This window comes from Sphaerisporangium sp. TRM90804 (genome assembly GCF_029846175.1).
Taxonomy (GTDB): domain Bacteria; phylum Actinomycetota; class Actinomycetes; order Streptosporangiales; family Streptosporangiaceae; genus Sphaerisporangium.
Window position 1 is genome coordinate 330,360 of the sequence record NZ_JARWAC010000004.1, and the last position, 16,328, is coordinate 346,687.

Annotated in this window: 14 protein-coding genes and 2 riboswitches; of the genes, 5 read left to right on the top strand and 9 right to left on the bottom strand. The window is 74.8% G+C overall.

The window, feature by feature from the left end:
- Positions 1–68: 68 nt before the first annotated feature.
- Positions 69–279: riboswitch (cobalamin riboswitch) on the top strand.
- Between the two features lie 31 nt (positions 280–310).
- Positions 311–4,042 (top strand): cobaltochelatase subunit CobN, encoded by a 3,732-nt coding sequence (cobN, locus tag PYR91_RS05575; protein WP_279777916.1) that lies wholly within the window; start codon positions 311–313, stop codon positions 4,040–4,042.
- Between the two features lie 183 nt (positions 4,043–4,225).
- Here the strand turns inward: cobN and PYR91_RS05580 are convergent, their stop codons facing one another.
- The 6 genes from PYR91_RS05580 to PYR91_RS05605 are packed head-to-tail and all read right to left on the bottom strand — an operon-like array spanning position 4,226 to position 10,312.
- Positions 4,226–5,968, bottom strand: coding sequence for a cobyrinate a,c-diamide synthase (locus PYR91_RS05580; RefSeq protein WP_279777918.1), 1,743 nt, complete (start codon positions 5,966–5,968; stop codon positions 4,226–4,228).
- Complete coding sequence (gene cobO / locus PYR91_RS05585) at positions 5,962–6,564, bottom strand: cob(I)yrinic acid a,c-diamide adenosyltransferase (RefSeq protein ID WP_279777919.1); 603 nt, start codon at positions 6,562–6,564, stop codon at positions 5,962–5,964. The genes PYR91_RS05580 and cobO overlap by 7 nt, the downstream gene beginning before the upstream one ends.
- 1 nt (position 6,565) lies before the next feature.
- Entirely contained in the window at positions 6,566–8,728 is a 2,163-nt protein-coding gene (locus PYR91_RS05590; RefSeq protein WP_279777920.1) for a magnesium chelatase subunit D family protein, read from the bottom strand.
- A complete protein-coding gene (locus PYR91_RS05595; protein WP_279777921.1) occupies positions 8,680–9,357 on the bottom strand; it encodes a histidine phosphatase family protein in 678 nt (225 codons plus the stop codon). The genes PYR91_RS05590 and PYR91_RS05595 overlap by 49 nt, the downstream gene beginning before the upstream one ends.
- 5 nt (positions 9,358–9,362) lie before the next feature.
- Positions 9,363–10,124, bottom strand: coding sequence for a CbtA family protein (locus tag PYR91_RS05600; RefSeq protein ID WP_279777922.1), 762 nt, complete (start codon positions 10,122–10,124; stop codon positions 9,363–9,365).
- An 8-nt stretch (positions 10,125–10,132) separates the two neighbouring features.
- Complete coding sequence (locus PYR91_RS05605; protein ID WP_279777923.1) at positions 10,133–10,312, bottom strand: CbtB-domain containing protein; 180 nt, start codon at positions 10,310–10,312, stop codon at positions 10,133–10,135.
- 10 nt (positions 10,313–10,322) lie between these two features.
- Positions 10,323–10,470: riboswitch (adenosylcobalamin (AdoCbl) riboswitch) on the bottom strand.
- 208 nt (positions 10,471–10,678) lie between these two features.
- Between PYR91_RS05605 and PYR91_RS05610 the strand changes: the two genes are divergently transcribed.
- Both PYR91_RS05610 and PYR91_RS05615 read left to right on the top strand, forming a co-directional pair.
- The gene (locus PYR91_RS05610; RefSeq protein WP_279777924.1) at positions 10,679–11,608 is read left to right on the top strand and encodes an NmrA family NAD(P)-binding protein; all 930 of its coding nucleotides are present in this window, start codon (positions 10,679–10,681) and stop codon (positions 11,606–11,608) included.
- 94 nt (positions 11,609–11,702) lie between these two features.
- On the top strand, positions 11,703–12,509 hold the full coding sequence (locus PYR91_RS05615; protein ID WP_279777926.1) for an inositol monophosphatase family protein: 807 nt from the start codon (positions 11,703–11,705) through the stop codon (positions 12,507–12,509).
- A 76-nt stretch (positions 12,510–12,585) separates the two neighbouring features.
- Here PYR91_RS05615 and PYR91_RS05620 read toward each other — a convergent pair whose 3' ends face one another.
- Together PYR91_RS05620 and PYR91_RS05625 are read right to left on the bottom strand one after the other, a co-directional pair.
- The gene (locus tag PYR91_RS05620; protein ID WP_279777929.1) at positions 12,586–13,926 is read right to left on the bottom strand and encodes a hypothetical protein; all 1,341 of its coding nucleotides are present in this window, start codon (positions 13,924–13,926) and stop codon (positions 12,586–12,588) included.
- A 278-nt stretch (positions 13,927–14,204) separates the two neighbouring features.
- Positions 14,205–15,062 (bottom strand): hypothetical protein, encoded by an 858-nt coding sequence (locus PYR91_RS05625; protein ID WP_279777930.1) that lies wholly within the window; start codon positions 15,060–15,062, stop codon positions 14,205–14,207.
- 123 nt (positions 15,063–15,185) lie between these two features.
- On the opposite strand from PYR91_RS05625, the gene PYR91_RS05630 reads away from it, so the two are divergent.
- Complete coding sequence (locus PYR91_RS05630) at positions 15,186–15,410, top strand: DUF2945 domain-containing protein (protein ID WP_279777932.1); 225 nt, start codon at positions 15,186–15,188, stop codon at positions 15,408–15,410.
- A gap of 4 nt (positions 15,411–15,414) precedes the next feature.
- Positions 15,415–15,744 carry a DUF3140 domain-containing protein gene (locus PYR91_RS05635; protein ID WP_279777934.1) on the top strand — a complete coding sequence of 110 codons (330 nt, stop codon included), beginning with the start codon at positions 15,415–15,417 and terminating at the stop codon, positions 15,742–15,744.
- A 160-nt stretch (positions 15,745–15,904) separates the two neighbouring features.
- On the opposite strand, the gene PYR91_RS05640 is transcribed toward PYR91_RS05635, so the two are convergent.
- Positions 15,905–16,321 carry a PH domain-containing protein gene (locus tag PYR91_RS05640; protein ID WP_279777936.1) on the bottom strand — a complete coding sequence of 139 codons (417 nt, stop codon included), beginning with the start codon at positions 16,319–16,321 and terminating at the stop codon, positions 15,905–15,907.
- Between the last annotated feature and the right edge of the window lie 7 nt (positions 16,322–16,328).

The following is a 16,328-nucleotide window of genomic DNA, read 5'->3' on the forward strand; positions in this document are numbered from 1 at the left end:
CTGTAGCGCTCCCGGACAGGCGTCGGGACGCGCCCGTCCGGAAAAGTCAGCTATGGACACGAAGAGGATGGTAACGCCAGTTTTACGGTGAGCCGAGCTGCCGTAGTCTTCCCGTAGACGAAGGCAATGGGAGGAAGCCGGTGCGAATCCGGCGCGGTCCCGCCACTGTGACCGGGGAGCGAACCCCACCGAAGGCCACGGCCCGGAGACGGGCGGGAAGGCCGGGGTGAGCGTCGATCCGGAAGCCAGGACACTTCCGCCGTCGTGACACCCGCGGCCCGGGGCGAGGACCCCGAGGGAGGATCTCTTCGTGCCTGGCGACAGCCATACCGTCCTGCTGCTCTCCACCTCCGACACCGACCTGCTGAGCGCCCGCGCCGGCGGCGCGGCCTACCGCCTGGGCAACCCGGCGAGGCTGCTCCCCGAGGACCTGCCCGCGCTGGTGGACGGCACCGACCTGGTGGTGGTGCGCCTGCTCGGCGGGCGCAGGGCCTGGGAGGACGGCCTGGACGCGCTGCTCGCCGGACCGCGCCCGGTCGTGGTGCTGGGCGGCGAGCAGGCGCCGGACGCCGAGCTGATGGAGCTGTCCACCGTCAGCGGCGGCGTCTGCGCCGAGGCGCACGCCTACCTCGCGCACGGCGGCCCCGCCAACCTCGCCGAGCTGCACGCCTTCCTGTCCGACACCGTCCTGCTGACCGGCCGCGGCTTCGCGCCGCCCGAGCCGGCGCCGTCCTGGGGCCGGCTGGAGCGCGAGTCCCGGGGCGGGCCTGGGCCGGTGGTCGGGGTGCTCTACTACCGCGCGCACCACATGGCCGGGAACACCGCGTTCGTCGAGTCGCTGTGCCGGGCCGTCGAGGACGCCGGCGGCCGGGCGCTGCCCGTGTTCTGCTCCTCCCTGCGGACCGCCGAGCCCGAGCTGCTCGAAACGCTGCGTCAGGCGGACGCGCTGGTGGTGACCGTGCTGGCCGCCGGCGGCTCGCGGCCGGCCACGGCCGGGGCGGGCGGCGACGACGGCGCGTGGGACGTGGGGGCGCTCGCCCAGCTCGACGTGCCGATCCTGCAGGGGCTGTGCCTGACCTCCAGCCGGCAGGCGTGGGAGGAGAACGACGACGGCCTGTCGCCGCTGGACGCCGCCTCCCAGGTGGCGATCCCCGAGTTCGACGGCCGCATCATCACCGTGCCGTTCTCCTTCAAGGAGGTCGACGAGGACGGGCTGACCGTCTACGTCGCCGACCCCGAGCGGGCCGCCCGGGTGGCCGGCATCGCCGTGCGGCACGGCCTGCTGCGGCACACCCCGCCCGCCGAGCGCCGCCTGGTGGTCATGCTGTCGGCCTACCCCACCAAGCACTCCCGGATCGGCAACGCGGTCGGCCTGGACACCCCCGCCAGCACGGTCGCCCTGCTCGCCAGGCTCGCCGCCGCCGGGTACGACCTGGGCGACGGCTTCCCGGGCGTGGCCGGGCAGGACGGCGACGCGCTGATCCACGCGCTGATCGCCGCCGGCGGGCAGGACGCCGACTGGCTCTCCGAGGAGCAGCTCGCCGGCAACCCCGTGCGCATCCCCGCCGCCACCTACGAGGGCTGGTACCGGACGCTGCCGGACGACCTGCGCGCCCGCATGGAGCGCCACTGGGGGCCGCCGCCCGGCGAGCTGTTCGTGCACGAGGGCGACATCGTGCTCGCCGCCCTGCGCGCCGGGAACGTCGTGGTGATGGTGCAGCCGCCGCGCGGCTTCGGGGAGAACCCGATCGCCATCTACCACGACCCCGACCTGCCGCCCAGCCACCACTACCTGGCCGCCTACCGCTGGCTGTCGGCGGAGTTCGGCGCGCACGCCATGGTGCACGTCGGCAAGCACGGCAACCTGGAGTGGCTGCCCGGCAAGTCGGCCGGCATGTCGGCCTCGTGCGGGACGGACGCGGCGCTCGGCGACCTGCCGCTGGTGTACCCGTTCCTGGTCAACGACCCGGGCGAGGGCACGCAGGCCAAGCGGCGCGCGCACGCCGTCCTGGTGGACCACCTGGTGCCGCCGATGGCGCGCGCCGAGAGCTACGGCGACATCGCCCGCCTGGAGCAGCTCCTGGACGAGCACGCGTCGATCGCCGCGATGGACCCGGCCAAGCTGCCCGCGATCAGGGCGCAGATCTGGACGCTGATCCAGGCCGCCAGGCTCGACCACGACCTCGGGCTGGCCGACCGGCCGCACGACACCGAGTTCGACGACTTCCTGCTGCACGTGGACGGCTGGCTGTGCGAGGTGAAGGACGCGCAGATCCGCGACGGCCTGCACGTCCTCGGCCAGGCCCCCGAGGGCCCGGCGCGCGTCGGCCTGGTGCTGGCGATGCTGCGCGCCCGGCAGATGTGGGCCGGCACCGAGGCCCTGCCCGGCCTGCGCGAGGCCCTCGGCCTGGCCGAGGACGGCACCGCCGGCCTGGCCGGCGTCGACCACGCGGAGGCGACCGCGCGCGCCCTGGTGGAGGCGATGGAGTCCGCCGCCTGGTCCCCCACCGCGGTACCCGCCGTCGTCGACTCGATTCTCACCGATCCCGCCCACCACGAACCCGCCGACCTCCCCGAACCGGCCGAACCGGCTGCCGGGGAGCGGCGGGTCACGGAGCCCTCCATTCCGGCCGGACGCGCATCGGCGCTCCCGGAACCGCACGCGCCCGCCGACGCGGCCCGGCGTGAGCTGGTGGCGCGGGTGCTCACGTTCGCCGCCACCGAGATGGTGCCGCGGCTCGCGCGCACCACCGACGAGCTGGACCACGTCCTGCACGCCCTGGACGGCGGATACGTGCCCGCCGGGCCCAGCGGCTCGCCGCTGCGCGGGCTGGTCAACGTGCTGCCGACCGGGCGCAACTTCTACTCCGTCGACCCGCGGGCGGTGCCGAGCAGGCTCGCCTGGGAGACCGGTCAGGCCATGGCCGAGTCGCTGCTCGCGCGCTACCGCGCCGACACCGGCGCCTGGCCGAGGTCGGTCGGCCTGTCGGTGTGGGGCACCAGCGCCATGCGCACGGCCGGGGACGACGTGGCGGAGGTGCTCGCGCTGCTCGGCGTCCGGCCGGTGTGGGACGAGGCCTCGCGCCGCGTCACCGGCCTGGAGCCGGTCGCGCTCGCCGAGCTGGGCCGCCCCAGGATCGACGTGACCGTGCGGATCAGCGGCTTCTTCCGCGACGCGTTCCCGCACGTCGTCGCCATGCTGGACGACGCCGTGCTGCTGGCAGCCGGCCAGGACGAGCCCGGGGAGGACAACTACGTCCGCGCCCACGTCGCCGCCGACACCGATGCCCACGGCGACGCGCGGCGGGCCACCATGCGTGTCTTCGGCTCGGCCCCCGGCGCCTACGGAGCCGGGCTGCTGCCGCTCATCGACAGCCGCAACTGGCGCGACGACGCCGACCTCGCCGAGGTGTACGCCGTGTGGGGCGGCTTCGCCTACGGCCGCGACCTGGACGGCGTGCCCGCCCGCCCGGACATGGAGCGCGCCTACCGCCGCATCGCCGTCGCCGCGAAGAACATCGACACCCGCGAGCACGACATCGCCGACAGCGACGACTACTTCCAGTACCACGGCGGCATGGTGGCGACCGTCCGCGCCCTCACCGGCAAGGCCCCGGCCGCCTACGTCGGCGACAGCACCCGCCCCGACGCCGTGCGCACCCGCACCCTGTCGGAGGAGACCTCGCGGATCTTCCGCGCCCGGGTGGTGAACCCGCAGTGGCTGGCCGCCATGCGCCGCCACGGTTACAAGGGCGCCTTCGAGCTGGCGGCCACCGTCGACTACCTGTTCGGCTACGACGCCACCACCGGCGTCATGGCCGACTGGATGTACGACCGGCTGACCGAGGCCTACGTGCTCGACCCGGAGAACCGGGCGTTCATGACGAAGTCCAACCCGTGGGCCCTGCACGGCATCGCCGAACGCCTGCTGGAGGCGGCCGACCGCGGCATGTGGCAGCGCCCCGACCCGGATATCCTGGCCCGCCTGCGCGAGGTCTACCTCAAGACCGAGGGCGACCTGGAAGACGACACCCCCCGCTGACCGCCGCAGGACCGCCGCAGGCTCCGGCCGTGCGCCGCCGCTGACCGGCGCCGGGACGGCGCGGAAGGCTCCGGCCGTGCGCCTCGCGTTGCCTGGGCGGCCCCGCATCGAGCCAAGGCGGAGGCCGGCCGGGACCGCGCCGCCCGGCCGATGCGGCGTCGAGCCGGGCGGCCCGCGTGGGACCTACCGCAGGCCCGAGGGGGCCTTGGCGGACGCCACCAGGCGGTGGGCCAGCCAGGGGGTGGCGGTCCAGTGCAGGTGCAGGTAGGAGGCGGTGAGCAGGGCGTCGCCGAAGCCGTCGGCGCCGTCCTGCCAGCGGAACAGCGGGTCGGCCGCGGCCTCGACGGCGGTGCGGTGGAACTCGTGGCCGTGGAAGCGCTCGCCCGCGACGGTGAGCAGCGAGTCGCGGGTGGCGACGGCGTCGCGGTAGCCGAGCGCGAGCCGGCCGGTCATGCTCGCCCTGCCGGGCACCCGGCCGCACATGCGCCGGCCGTCCAGCTCCTCGCACAGGTAGAGCAGCCCGGCGCACTCGGCCGCGATCGGCCCGCCGAAGCCGGCCACCTGCTCGCGCAGCGGCCGGTTGGCGGCCAGCTCGGCGGCGTACATCTCGGGGAACCCGCCGCCGATGACCAGCGCGCCCGTGCCCTCCGGCAGCGCCTCGTCCTTGAGCGGGTCGAACACCGCGACGTCCGCCCCGGCCGCGCGCACCAGCTCGACGTGCTCGGCGTACCCGAAGGTGAACGCCCTCCCCCCGGCGACGGCCACCACCGGCCGCCCCCCGCCCGCCCGGGCCGACCAGGCCGGGCCGGGCGCGTACGGAGCGGCCGAGGACGACCAGGCCGCGCCATGCGGGCGCGAAGCGGCGGACAGCTCCCCGGCCCCCGCGCGGGACGGGGACCGGGGGAACCGGGCCGAGTCGGGAGCGGGCGGACCGGCGGTGGATCGGCCCTCATCCCGTTCCCGGTCCGGGTCGCCGGATCGGGAGGACCGGGCCGAGTCGGGTTCGTGCGGAGCGGCGGTGGGTCGTTCCTCCACCCGTTCTCCTTCCAGGTCGCCGGATCGGGGCAAGCGGGCTGAATCGGGAGCGGGGGTGGATCGGCCCTCATCCCGTTCCCCATCCGGGGCGCCGGGCCGGAGGGGCCGGGCCGGGCCGGGAGTGGGGGTGAGGCGGCCGCCGTCCCGTTGCCCGGCCGGGGCGCCGGGGCGGGGGGACCAGGGTGGGCCGGGGAGGGGCGGGGCGGTGGCGGCGAGGCGGACGAGGGCGTCCAGGTCGCAGGAGCGGGCGACGAGGGCGGCGAGCCGGTCGACGGCGGCCACGGCCTCGGACTCGCGCTCGGCGGCGGGCACCAGGCCTAGGTGGCGGGAGGGGGTGGAGACGGCGTCGTCGCGGTGGATCGCGCCCAGCACCGGCACGCCCGCGGCCGCGAGCGCGGCGCGGCAGAGCTGCTCGTGGCGGTCCGAGCCCACCCGGTTGAGCACGACGCCCCCGACCCGCACCCGCGGGTCGAACGTGGCGAACCCGTGCACCAGGGCCGCGACCGACCTGCTCTGCCTGGCCGCGTCCACGACCAGCACCACCGGCGCGTCCAGCAGCCGGGCGACGTGCGCGGTGGAGGCGAAGTCGGTCTGACCCCTGCCGTCGAACAGGCCCATCACGCCCTCGACCACCGCGAGGTCGCACCCGGCCGCGCCGTGCAGGAACAGCGGGCCGATCAGCTCCTCCCCCTGCAGCCAGGGGTCCAGGTTGCGGCCGGGGCGCCCGCTCGCCAGGGCGTGGTAGCCGGGATCGATGTAGTCGGGCCCCACCTTGTGCGGCGAGACCCGCAGCCCGCGTGCGCGCAGCGCCGCCATCAGGCCGGTGGCGACCGTCGTCTTGCCGCTGCCGGACGACGGCGCGGCGATGACGAGGCGCGGGGGCCCTACCACTCGATGCCTTTCTGTCCCTTCTGCCCGGCGTCCATGGGATGGCGGACCTTGCCCATCTCGGTCACCAGGTCGGCCACCGCGAGCAGCCGCTCGGGCGCGTCCCTGCCGGTGATCACGACGTGCTGGTCGCCGGGGCGGGCGGCGAGCGTCGCGAGGACGTCGTCCAGGTCGAGCCAGCCCCACTTCAGCGGGTAGGTGAACTCGTCCAGCACGTAGAAGCGGTAGGTCTCGGCGGCCAGGTCGCGCCTGATCTGCTCCCAGCCCTCGCGGGCGTCGCCCGCGTGGTCCTCCTCGGTGCCGGGCCGCTGGATCCACGACCAGCCCTCGCCCATCTTGTGCCAGGTCACCGTGCCGCCCTCGCCGGAGGCGCCCAGCACGGTGAGCGCCCGCTCCTCGCCGACGCGCCACTTGGCCGACTTCACGAACTGGAACACCCCGACCGGCCAGCCCTGGTTCCAGGCGCGCAGCGCCATCCCGAACGCGGCCGTCGACTTGCCCTTGCCCGGCCCGGTGTGGACCATCAGCAACGGCCTGTTCCTGCGCTGCCGCGTGGTCAGCCCGTCCTCGGGCACCGTCTCCGGCTTTCCCTGCGGCATGTCAACCGGCCCTTCTGTGATCGCGGACCACCGAGCCGAGGTCCGACAGCGTGTCGAGCGGGACGAGGCGCGCGCCGAGGCGGGCGGCCAGCCGGACGGCGAGGCCGAGGCGGACGGGGCCGCTCTCGCAGTCGACGACCACGCTCGCGACGCCGCGCAGCAGGGCCGCGGCGCGGTCGACGTCGCCGCCGGCCGTGGCGCGGCCGTCGGTGACCACCACCAGGAGCGGGCGGCGGGACGGGTCGCGCAGGCGTTCGACGCGCAGCACCTCGGCCGTCCTGACCAGGCCCGCGGCCAGCGGGGTGCGCCCGCCGGTGGGCAGCGAGCGCAGCCGGGCCGCGCCCGCCTCCACCGAGGAGGTGGGCGGCAGCACCAGCTCGGCGGTGGCGCCGCGGAAGGTGACCAGGCCGACCTTGTCGCGCCGCTGGTAGGCGTCCAGCAGCAGGCTCAGCACCGCGGTCTTCACCGCGGTCATCCGCTTCCGGGCTGCCATCGAGCCGCTGGCGTCCACCGCGAACAGCACCAGGTTGCCCTCCCTGCCCTCGCGCACGACCTCGCGTAGGTCGTCCCGGCGCAGCAGCAGGCCGGGGCCGGCGCGCCCGCGCCGCCTCTGGTGCGGGGCGGCGGCCAGCAGGGTCGCCGTCACGTGTAGGTCGTGGACGGTCCCGCCGGGGCGGCGGGAGCCCGCGGCGCGGCCGTGCGGGGTGCGCGCCCGCGAGCGACGGCCGGCCGCCCCCTCGCCGAGGCCGGGCACCTGGAGCAGCGGCACCCGGTGCGGCGCCGCCGCGAGGGCGACCCGCCCGGGGCCGTCATCCGGGCCGCCGGCCCGGTCGTCATGCCGGTCGCCGGCCTGGTCACGCCGGTCGTCGGCCGCGTCGTGGCGGTCGCCGGTCCGGCCGTCACCGCGGGCGTCGCCCTCGCCGTCGCGCGGGGCGTCGGTCGTGTCAGGCCCGTCGCCGTTCCGGGCCCGGTCGTGTGCGGGCCCGCCGGCGGGGTCTCGCCGGTGCTCGCCGGGATCGGCGGCGTCCGAGCCGTCCGCCGGGTCCCGCGTGTCCCCGGCCGCGCCGTCCGGGCCGGCGCCGGGGTCGTCGCCCGCGCCGGGATCGCGCCCGCCGGGTCCGCCCGGCGGGTCGCCGGGGTCGTCGTCGTCGCCCGATGTGCGGTCCAGCAGCTCGTCCAGCAGCGACTCGTCCAGGCCCGGCGCGTCGAACGGGTCGCGGCGGCGTCGGTGCGGCAGGGACAGCCGGGCCGCCGCCCGCACGTCCTCGGTGGTCACCGCGTCCCTGCCCTGCCAGGCGGCGTGCGCGATCGCCGCGTTGGCGGTGACCAGGTCGGCGCGCAGGCCGTCCACCTCGAACGCCGCGCACACCGTGGCGATCTGCCTGAGCCGCGCGTCCGGCAGCCGCACCGACGGCACCCGGGCCCGGGCGTGCGCGATCCGCTCCGCGAGCGCCGCCTCCTCGGCGGTCCACCGGGCGGCGAACGCGCCGGGCTCGGCGTCGAACGCGAGCCGCCGGCGGACCACCTCGACCCGCTCCGCCGGATCCCGGGACGCCCGCACCTCGACCGTCAGCCCGAACCGGTCGAGCAGCTGCGGCCGCAGCTCCCCCTCCTCGGGGTTCATCGTGCCCACCAGCAGGAACCGGGCCGCGTGCCGCACCGACACCGACTCGCGCTCCACGTAGCAGGTGCCCAGCGCGGCCGCGTCCAGCAGCAGGTCCACCAGGTGGTCGTGCAGCAGGTTGACCTCGTCCACGTACAGCACGCCGCGGTGCGCGGCGGCGAGCAGTCCGGGCTCGAACGCCTTCACCCCCTCGGTGAGCGCCCGCTCCACGTCGAGGGAGCCGACCAGCCGGTCCTCCGACGCGCCCACCGGCAGCTCCACGAGCGCGGCCGGACGGCGGACGCCGCGGGCGCCGGGCTCGTGCGGGCCGTCCGGGCACTCGGGGTCGGGCGCGGCGGGGTCGCAGGCGAACCGGCAGCCCGCGACGGCGTCCACGGGCGGAAGCTGGGCGGCGAGCGCGCGGACGATGGTGGACTTGGCCGTGCCCTTCTCCCCGCGCACGAGGACGCCGCCGACGCGGGGCGAGACGGCGTTGAGCACCAGCGCCAGCTTCAGGTCGCCGAGTCCGACGACGGCGCTGAACGGGTAGGTGGCGACCAAGGGATGACCTTCCGGTTGACGTGGGCGACCCGCCAGCCGTCCCGCGTGACGGTCAGCTCAGTGGTCGAGAGCGGCGCGATGTCGAAGCGGGCGGCCGTGCGCGGGTCCAGGCCGAGCGCGTGGCCGAGCGCGGCCCTGATGGCGCCCGCGTCGCAGACGGCGACCGCGGCCGGCTCGTCGCGGACCGACTCCAGCCAGGCGCCGACGCGGACGGCCAGCGCGGCGAGGCTCTCGCCGCCGTGCGGCGCCGCCTCCGGGTCGGCGAGCCAGCGTGCCAGCTCCTCCGGCTCCCGCCGCGCGACCCTGTCGTACGGCAGGCCGCGCCACCGCCCGGCGTCGGCCTCGCCCAGCGCCGGCGCCGCACGCGGGACGAGCCCCATGGCCTCGGCGGTCTCCGTGGCCGCCCGCACCGGCGCCACCCAGGCCGCCTGGGCCCGGGTGGCCTCGTCAGGGCCGCCGATCACCTCGGCGCTCCCGGCGGGCGCGGCGGCGTGGACGGGCGCGGCGCCGGTCGTCAGCAGGCCGGTCAGGGTGGCGGCCCTGGCCAGGCTCGCGGGGTCGGCCCGCTCGTCGGCGGGGAAACGGGCCGAGCGCATGCCGGGGGTGGTGGCGTGCCGGATGAACAGCACTCCGCTCAGCTACGGGAGAGGGCGGGCGCGGCGAACGCCGGGCGGCGGGCCGCGCGGTCGCTCACCCAGCCGAACAGCGCGCCGAAGGCGGCCCAGAAGACGAGCTGGGTGCCCAGCGACGCCAGCCTGAACTCCCACAGCAACCCGGCGGGGAAGCCCTCGGGGACCTCGTCGACGGCGGGCAGCAGCAGCCAGGCCGCCACCACCGGGACGAGGAACGCGGCCACGGCGGCGGTCCACCGCGGCCACGGCCCGCTGTGGACGTGGCGCGCGGTCGCCACCGCGATCGCCACGGCCGCCAGGCCGACCAGGACCATCACCACGTAGAGCACGGTGCGGCCGTTGATGGTCTCCGGGTCGCCCACCGCCGGCGGGTTGGCCGGGTACTTCAGGAAGGGCACCAGGATGACCGCGCCGAAGGCCGTCGCTGCGGCGGCGAGGGCGAGCCCGCCGTCCGAGCGCGGCCCGACCCGGCCGCGCAGCCCGGCGTAGACGAGCGCGAACACGCCGCCCACGGCCAGGCCGTACAGCCCGGTGGCCAGGAACAGGCCCGCCTTCTGCACCGGCCGGCTGACCGCGGCGTCCTCGCCGTGGTCGTGCCCGGCCTCCTCGGCCGGCCCGGCGGCGGGCGCGTGGGCGGCCGCAGCCTCCTCCAGGGCGATCGCGCTGTCCACGTGCGGCTCGCCGAAGAGGAAGGCGAACCCGCCCGCGGCGAACCCGGCCAGCAGGCCCAGAAGCAGGCCCCTGACCAGCAGGGTGCGGATCACGCCCGCCCCTAGTGGCACGGCACGCCGAGCAGATGCCGCCCGTCGTGCATGAGTTCGTGGAGGTAGGTCCCGGTCTGGGAGATGGCGCCGTTGTCCATCAGCACCAGATAGGCGACGAGGAGCAGCACCGGTACGGCCAGCAGCCACGGGCCCAGGCGGGGAAACGGAATGACGGAAGGAGCGGACATGCCACTCATGAAGCCTCCTCAGGGATGACGCGTCCCGAACATCGAGGTCACGGCCACCCAAGCGACCTGGCTCCCGGGATCAACGTCCCGGATACAGTGGCGCGTCCGCACCGGCATCTCACCGGATTTCCCTTGGACAACCGTGAAATCTACCGAAACGTATCCCTTCCTCCCGTTCGCGTCAACGCCGGAGGCGCCCCCCGGCCGGCGAGCCGCCGCCCACGCGAGGCGCGCCCGGGGCGCTCGCGGGGACGTTCGCAGGGGCGCTCGCGGGACGTTCCCGGGTCGTTCGCTGGTCGTTCGCGGGGCGGCGGGTGGCGCCGCGGGTAGGTCTCCCGGTGAGCGCCTTCCGGGGGGAGAGAGCCGATGTCCGACGAACGTCCGATCCTGGTGACCGGGGCGGCCGGGAGCGTGGGAAGGGTCGGGCGGAGCGTCGTCGGCCTGCTGCGGCGCGACGGCCTGCCGGTCCGCGCGCTCGTCCGCCGGGAGGACGAGCGCGCCGAGGCGCTGCGCGCGATCGGCGCGGAGGTGGTGGCCGGCGATCTCGCCCGCGCCCCCGACGTGGCGCGCGCGCTGGACGGGTGCCGGAGCATGTACTTCGGCATGAGCGTGTCGTCGTCGTACCTGGAGGCCGCGCTCACCACCACGGCCGTGGCGCGCCGCTACGGGGGCCTGGACGCGTTCGTCGCCATCTCGCAGATGACCGTCTCGCAGATGGACGTGACCAGCACCGAGGAGTCGGCGCACCAGCGCTGGCACTGGCTGGCCGAGCAGGCCCTCGCCTGGTCGGGGGTGCCGGCCGTGTACGTCCGGCCGACCGTCTTCCTGGAGAACCCGCTGTTCACGACCTTCGCGGCGGCGTCGATACGCCAGGACGGCACGATCCGGCTGCCGTTCGGGGCGGGCCGCACGTCTCCGGTCGCGGCCGGGGACGTGGCCGAGTCGGTCGCGGCGATCCTGCGCGACCCCCGCCGGCACGTCGGGAAGGTCTACGAGCTGACCGGCCCCCGCTCCCGCGACCTGACCGCCATGGCGGAGGAGTTCTCCCGCGCGCTCGGCCGCACCGTCACCTACGTCGACGAGCCGGCCGAGCGGTGGCTGGACCGCGACCTGCGCGGCGCGCACCTGCCCCCGCACCTCGCCGGCCACCTCGCCGCCATGGCCCGCCTGCACGCCGCCAACCGGTACGACCGGGCGACCCGCGACGTCGAACTGCTCACCGGACGGCCCGCGTCCACCCTGGAGGACTTCGTCCGGGCCCACCCGGAGCTCTACCGGGGCGCCTCACCCGCGTGACCGGCGGGCCGCGGGCCGCGGGCCGCGTCTACGATGAGGCGGTCTCCCCCGTTCCCGGCAGGCGCCCCCCACCGTGGGAGCGAAACGGAGCAGCATGACCGACGACGCACGAGCACTCATGCCCATCGCCCTGGAAGCCGTGGCCGTCGCCCGCGAGCTGGTCACCACCAGCCTGCCCGGCGTCGTCACCTCCAAGGGCGACCGCGACATGGCGACCGAGGTCGACTTCGCCGTCGAGCGGGCCGTCCGCGAGCACCTCGCGCGGCACACCCCGGCCATCGGGGTGCTCGGCGAGGAGGAGGGCACCGACGGCCGCGTGCACAACGGCCTGCAGTGGGTGCTCGACCCGGTCGACGGCACCGTCAACTTCGTGCACGGCCTGCCGCTGTGCGGCGTCTCGCTCGCCCTCGTACGCGACGACACGGCGATCCTTGGCGTCATCGACCTGCCCTTCCTCGGCTCCCGCTACGCCGCCGCCGAGGGCGGCGGCGCCACGGCCGACGACGAGCCCATCAAGTGCAGCACCACCGCCACGCTCGACGCCGCCCTGGTGTCCATGGGCGACTACGCGGTCGGCGACGACGCCGGGCGGCTCAACCGCGACCGCCTGGCCATCACCCGCCTGCTGGCCGCCCGGGCCCAGCGGGTGCGCATGTTCGGCTCGGCCGCCATCGACCTGGTCTGGGTCGCCGAAGGCCGGACGGACGCCTGCGTCATGCTCGCCAACAAGCCCTGGGACACCGCCGCCGGGGTCCTCATCGCCAAGGAGGCCGGCGCGCTGGTCACCGACGCCGACGGCACCCCGCACACCACCGCCTCCGGCGCGACCCTCGCGGCCGCCCCGGGCGTCCTGCCCGAGCTCGTCGCCCTCGTCGGCGAGGCGCGCTCCGGACAGCCGTAGAGGCCGGCGCCGGCGGCGTGCCGGCACCGGCCCCGCCCGCCCGGCAGGGGTGCGGCCGGGCGGGGGCGTGCGCGGGTCAGCCGTCGATGCGGCACCCGTCCACGGTTTTGCCGTTGTTGCAGTGGTTGAGCTGCCAGCTGTCGGTCAGGTAGGCGAAGTTCTGGCCCGAGGGGCTGACCACCGAGAGCTGCACGGTCGCCGTGCCGGAGGGCGCGATCGCCGAGACGTTGTACTCCTGCCAGTCGGACGTCAGCGCGTACAGCGAGCTGTCGCTGGTGGAGATCAGGCTGTTGGAGCCGTTGTACCAGGACAGGCGGAGCTTGACGTCGCCGGAGGCGCCGGTCGTCAGGCGGGTGAAGAACTTGTACCGCTGCCCCGCGGTCACCGCCGGCCTGCGGGTGATCGACAGGAACCCTTCGGCGTGGGCCTGGACGTTCATGGTCAGCGACCGGCGCCCGTCGTAGTACCGGGCCGAGACCTGGTTGTCGGCACCGGGCGGGGTGATCTGCATCCAGCCGCCGCCGGAGACGCTGAACCCCGTGGGGAACGAGTAGGGCGCCTGGGCCTCGATCGTGCGTTCCTGCGCGGTCAGCAGGTCGTTGCTGTAGCCCACGTCACAGCAGATCGGCGTGGTGAACTGCGGGTACGCCGCCAGGTTGACCTTGTTGGTGCTCGGGTGGTTGGAGGTGTAGAACAGCGCCGAGACCTCGCTGGGGTCGTAGTAGTTGTTGAACTCCTGGTCGACCTGCCAGTCGTTGTACTGGCTGCTCATGACGTCGTTGACCGCGAGGGTGTCGGGCACCTCGGTGACCTTCGCGTGATCCACGTTGTGCAGGTGGATCAGCTCGTGCATCATCGTCCCGCTGTCCCATTCGTCCGCGGTCGCCACGCAGACCGGGCCGCAGTGCGCGGTTCCCGTGCCGTCGAAGTCCTCGAACACCACGTACTTGCGGTTGGCGTCGTCGTACCCCGCCGCGGCCAGGTCGTCGGCCATGACCTCCGGCGGGTTCTCGGCCGCCGGGTCGGCGAGCTCGATCTTCTCGGGGATCACCAGCGCGTGGGCGTAACCGGAGTAGGTGCTGGTGTCGTACCCGGTACGGCAGCTGGTCTTGATGTGCTGGTCGTAGTTGGTGGACTCGTCGAGCAACCAGTCCATCCGATCGACGATCTTGGCGATCCGCTCGACGTAGGCCTCGTAGTTGTTCCCGTTGCCGTCGTGCCAGGCGTAGATCACCTGGACCGCCGGCGTGCTGCCGGTCGTGTTCTTGGGGTCCGCGGGCGTGGTGGTGCAGCCCCGCTTGGGGACGCTTGCGTCCACCGGCTGGGCGTACGGCGCGACGGGTTCGGTGGCGATGGGGTCGAAGACGGCTCCCGCCGGAGTCGCCATCGTCAGAACGACGAGGGCTCCCGCGGCCATCACTAAAATGAACCGGTTCAGCTGCGCTGACAAAACATTCCTCCCGTGGATGAACTAACGAGAGTAAGACTAATCGCCTCTTAGTCGACAAATTAGTTACGACGTGTTAATTCTGTGGAATGCCGTGATATCAAGCGGCTTAACGGGAGGTTGAACCCGTCAATTCCTCACACCTACCGCTATATGCCGTTTTCCATGCGAACTACCGCTTATCCCGGCACAGAGTCGCTTGCCACCGCAGACCTCTGGTTGCGGGAGGAAACACCACCGCCGGTCCGTCAGGACAGCTTGTTCCGGGCCTCGTCGGCTCGGCGGCGGGTCTCCTCGGCTCGGCGGGTGGCGCGGTTGCGTTCGCGCTCGGACATCCTGAAGCGTTTGAGCAGGGCGTCCTGGCGGTCGAGGACGGCGTTGAGCTCGCGGCGGAGCCGGGACTCCTCCTCGGCGATCTCCGTGCACGCCTGCTCGGCGGCGTCCACCTCCGCCTGCCACTCGGCGAGCGCCTCCTCGGCCTCGCGGGCCTCGGCGGCGGCGGCTTCGGCCTGTTCGGTCAGGCGGCGACGCCGCTCCTCCTCCTCGCGCCTCTTCTCCTCCTCGCTCTGCTGCTTGTCGGCGCGCTTCTTGGGGGTGGGGCGCCTGGGCGTGGTCTGGGCGCGCGGGGCGCCCTCCCCGACGGGGGCGAAGCCGGCGTAGGCGCGGGGCTGCGCGAGGCGGCCCTCGGCGACCTCGTCGGCGACCTCGGGGTCCATCGTCGCCGCGTGCAGCGTCTCCTGGACCTCGCGGACGGCGGGCTCGCGCAGCGGCCGTTCCGCCTCGGTGGCGAGCCGCTCGACGGTGCGGACCAGACGGGTGATCAGCTCGCCCCGCCGCTGGTCGAGCTCGGCGACGTGCTCGCCGGCCGCCCAGGCCGCGCGAAGCTCGGTGCCGACCTCCAGCAGCCCGTCGAGCTCGTCGGGGGCGGAGCGGGCGAGCTGGTTGACAGCCCAGGCCGAGACGGTGGGACGGCGCAGCGCGCCGATCTGCTTGGCCAGGGCGGGGTCGCCGCCCTTCTTCACCCGGGCCGCCAGGTTCGCGCGCGCGAGCACGAAGTCCTCGGGGGCGTGGCCGTAGAGCTCGTTCACCGCGGCAGACAGATCCACACCAACCGCTTACCCGAACCGGCGCCCCGGCGCCAGCCCCAACGTCCAGATCAGGCCGCCTGATTGCCGAGGACAGGGGATTTATAGGCATTCGCCCGGTTTGGAGTGGGGTAGGTCCCGCGTATGACCAAGAGACCGAAGGACGAGCCCGGCGTGGGCGACGAGGTCACCTGGAAGAGCCACGGGGTGACGGTGCCGGGCGAGGTGAAGAAGAAGGTCACCGAGCGGACGGAGGAGGCCGGGCGGGCCGTGGCGGCCTCGCCGGAGGAGCCGCAGTACGTGGTCGAGAGCGAGAAGAGCGGCAAGCGGGCGGTGCACAAGCCCTCGGCTCTGCGTAAGAAGGGGTGAGCCGATGCCCGGGGACAGGGACCGGACCACCTCGGACTTCGCCGAGGCGGTCAACATGACCGCCTCGGAGCTGGAGCGCTGGCTGGAGACCGAGGAGTCGAAGGCCGTCGGCGACCGGCCGGGGGACGGCGAGTCGACCGGGCACGCGTCCGGGCGCAGGATCGTGACGCTTCTGCGCGGGCGCGAGGGCGACCGGTCCGACGACGACTACGCGCACATGCGCAAGGTCACGGGTTATGTGCGCCGCCACCTCGCCCAGCGGCCCGAGGGGGACGTCGAGCGGACCCGTTGGCGGTACTCCCTGATGAACTGGGGCCACGACCCGCTGAAGTGACCTCGGGCGGTCACGGTCCGCCGGGGCCGGGGGTGACGCGGGGGTGACACGAGCGGGACCGACGCGGGCGGGACCGACGCGGGGTGACGCGGGCGGTCACGGTCCGCCGGGGCCGGGGTGACACGAGCGGGACGACGCGAGCGGGGCCGTCCGGCGTGGGTCAGCGCCAGCGGAACTGGAAGAGCTCGTCGGCGACGGTGTCGCAGGGGACGCCCAGCTCGTGGGAGGAGAAGAGGTGGAGGCCGTCCTTGGTCTCCACCTCCAGCATGTCCCAGCGCAGGCCGTAGCGGGCGTGGCGGGCCACGCGGATGTGGGTGATCTGCGTCCAGGGCACCTGAAGGCGGCTCGCCAGGCCGGTGACCACGGTGACGCCGTGGTCGTCGGCGGCCAGGCGGACGGGGGCCAGGGTGTCGCGCAGGGCGAAGCCCGCGAAGAGCAGCGCGCCGCCCGCGCACAGCAGCATCCCGCGGACGTCCTCACGAAGCACGGCGGCGAAGACGGCGAACCCGGCCGCCACCGCCCACTTGAGGACCGTCGCCTCACGCCGAACCCGCCACTGCCGGGAAATGCCGGTCATGGGGGAA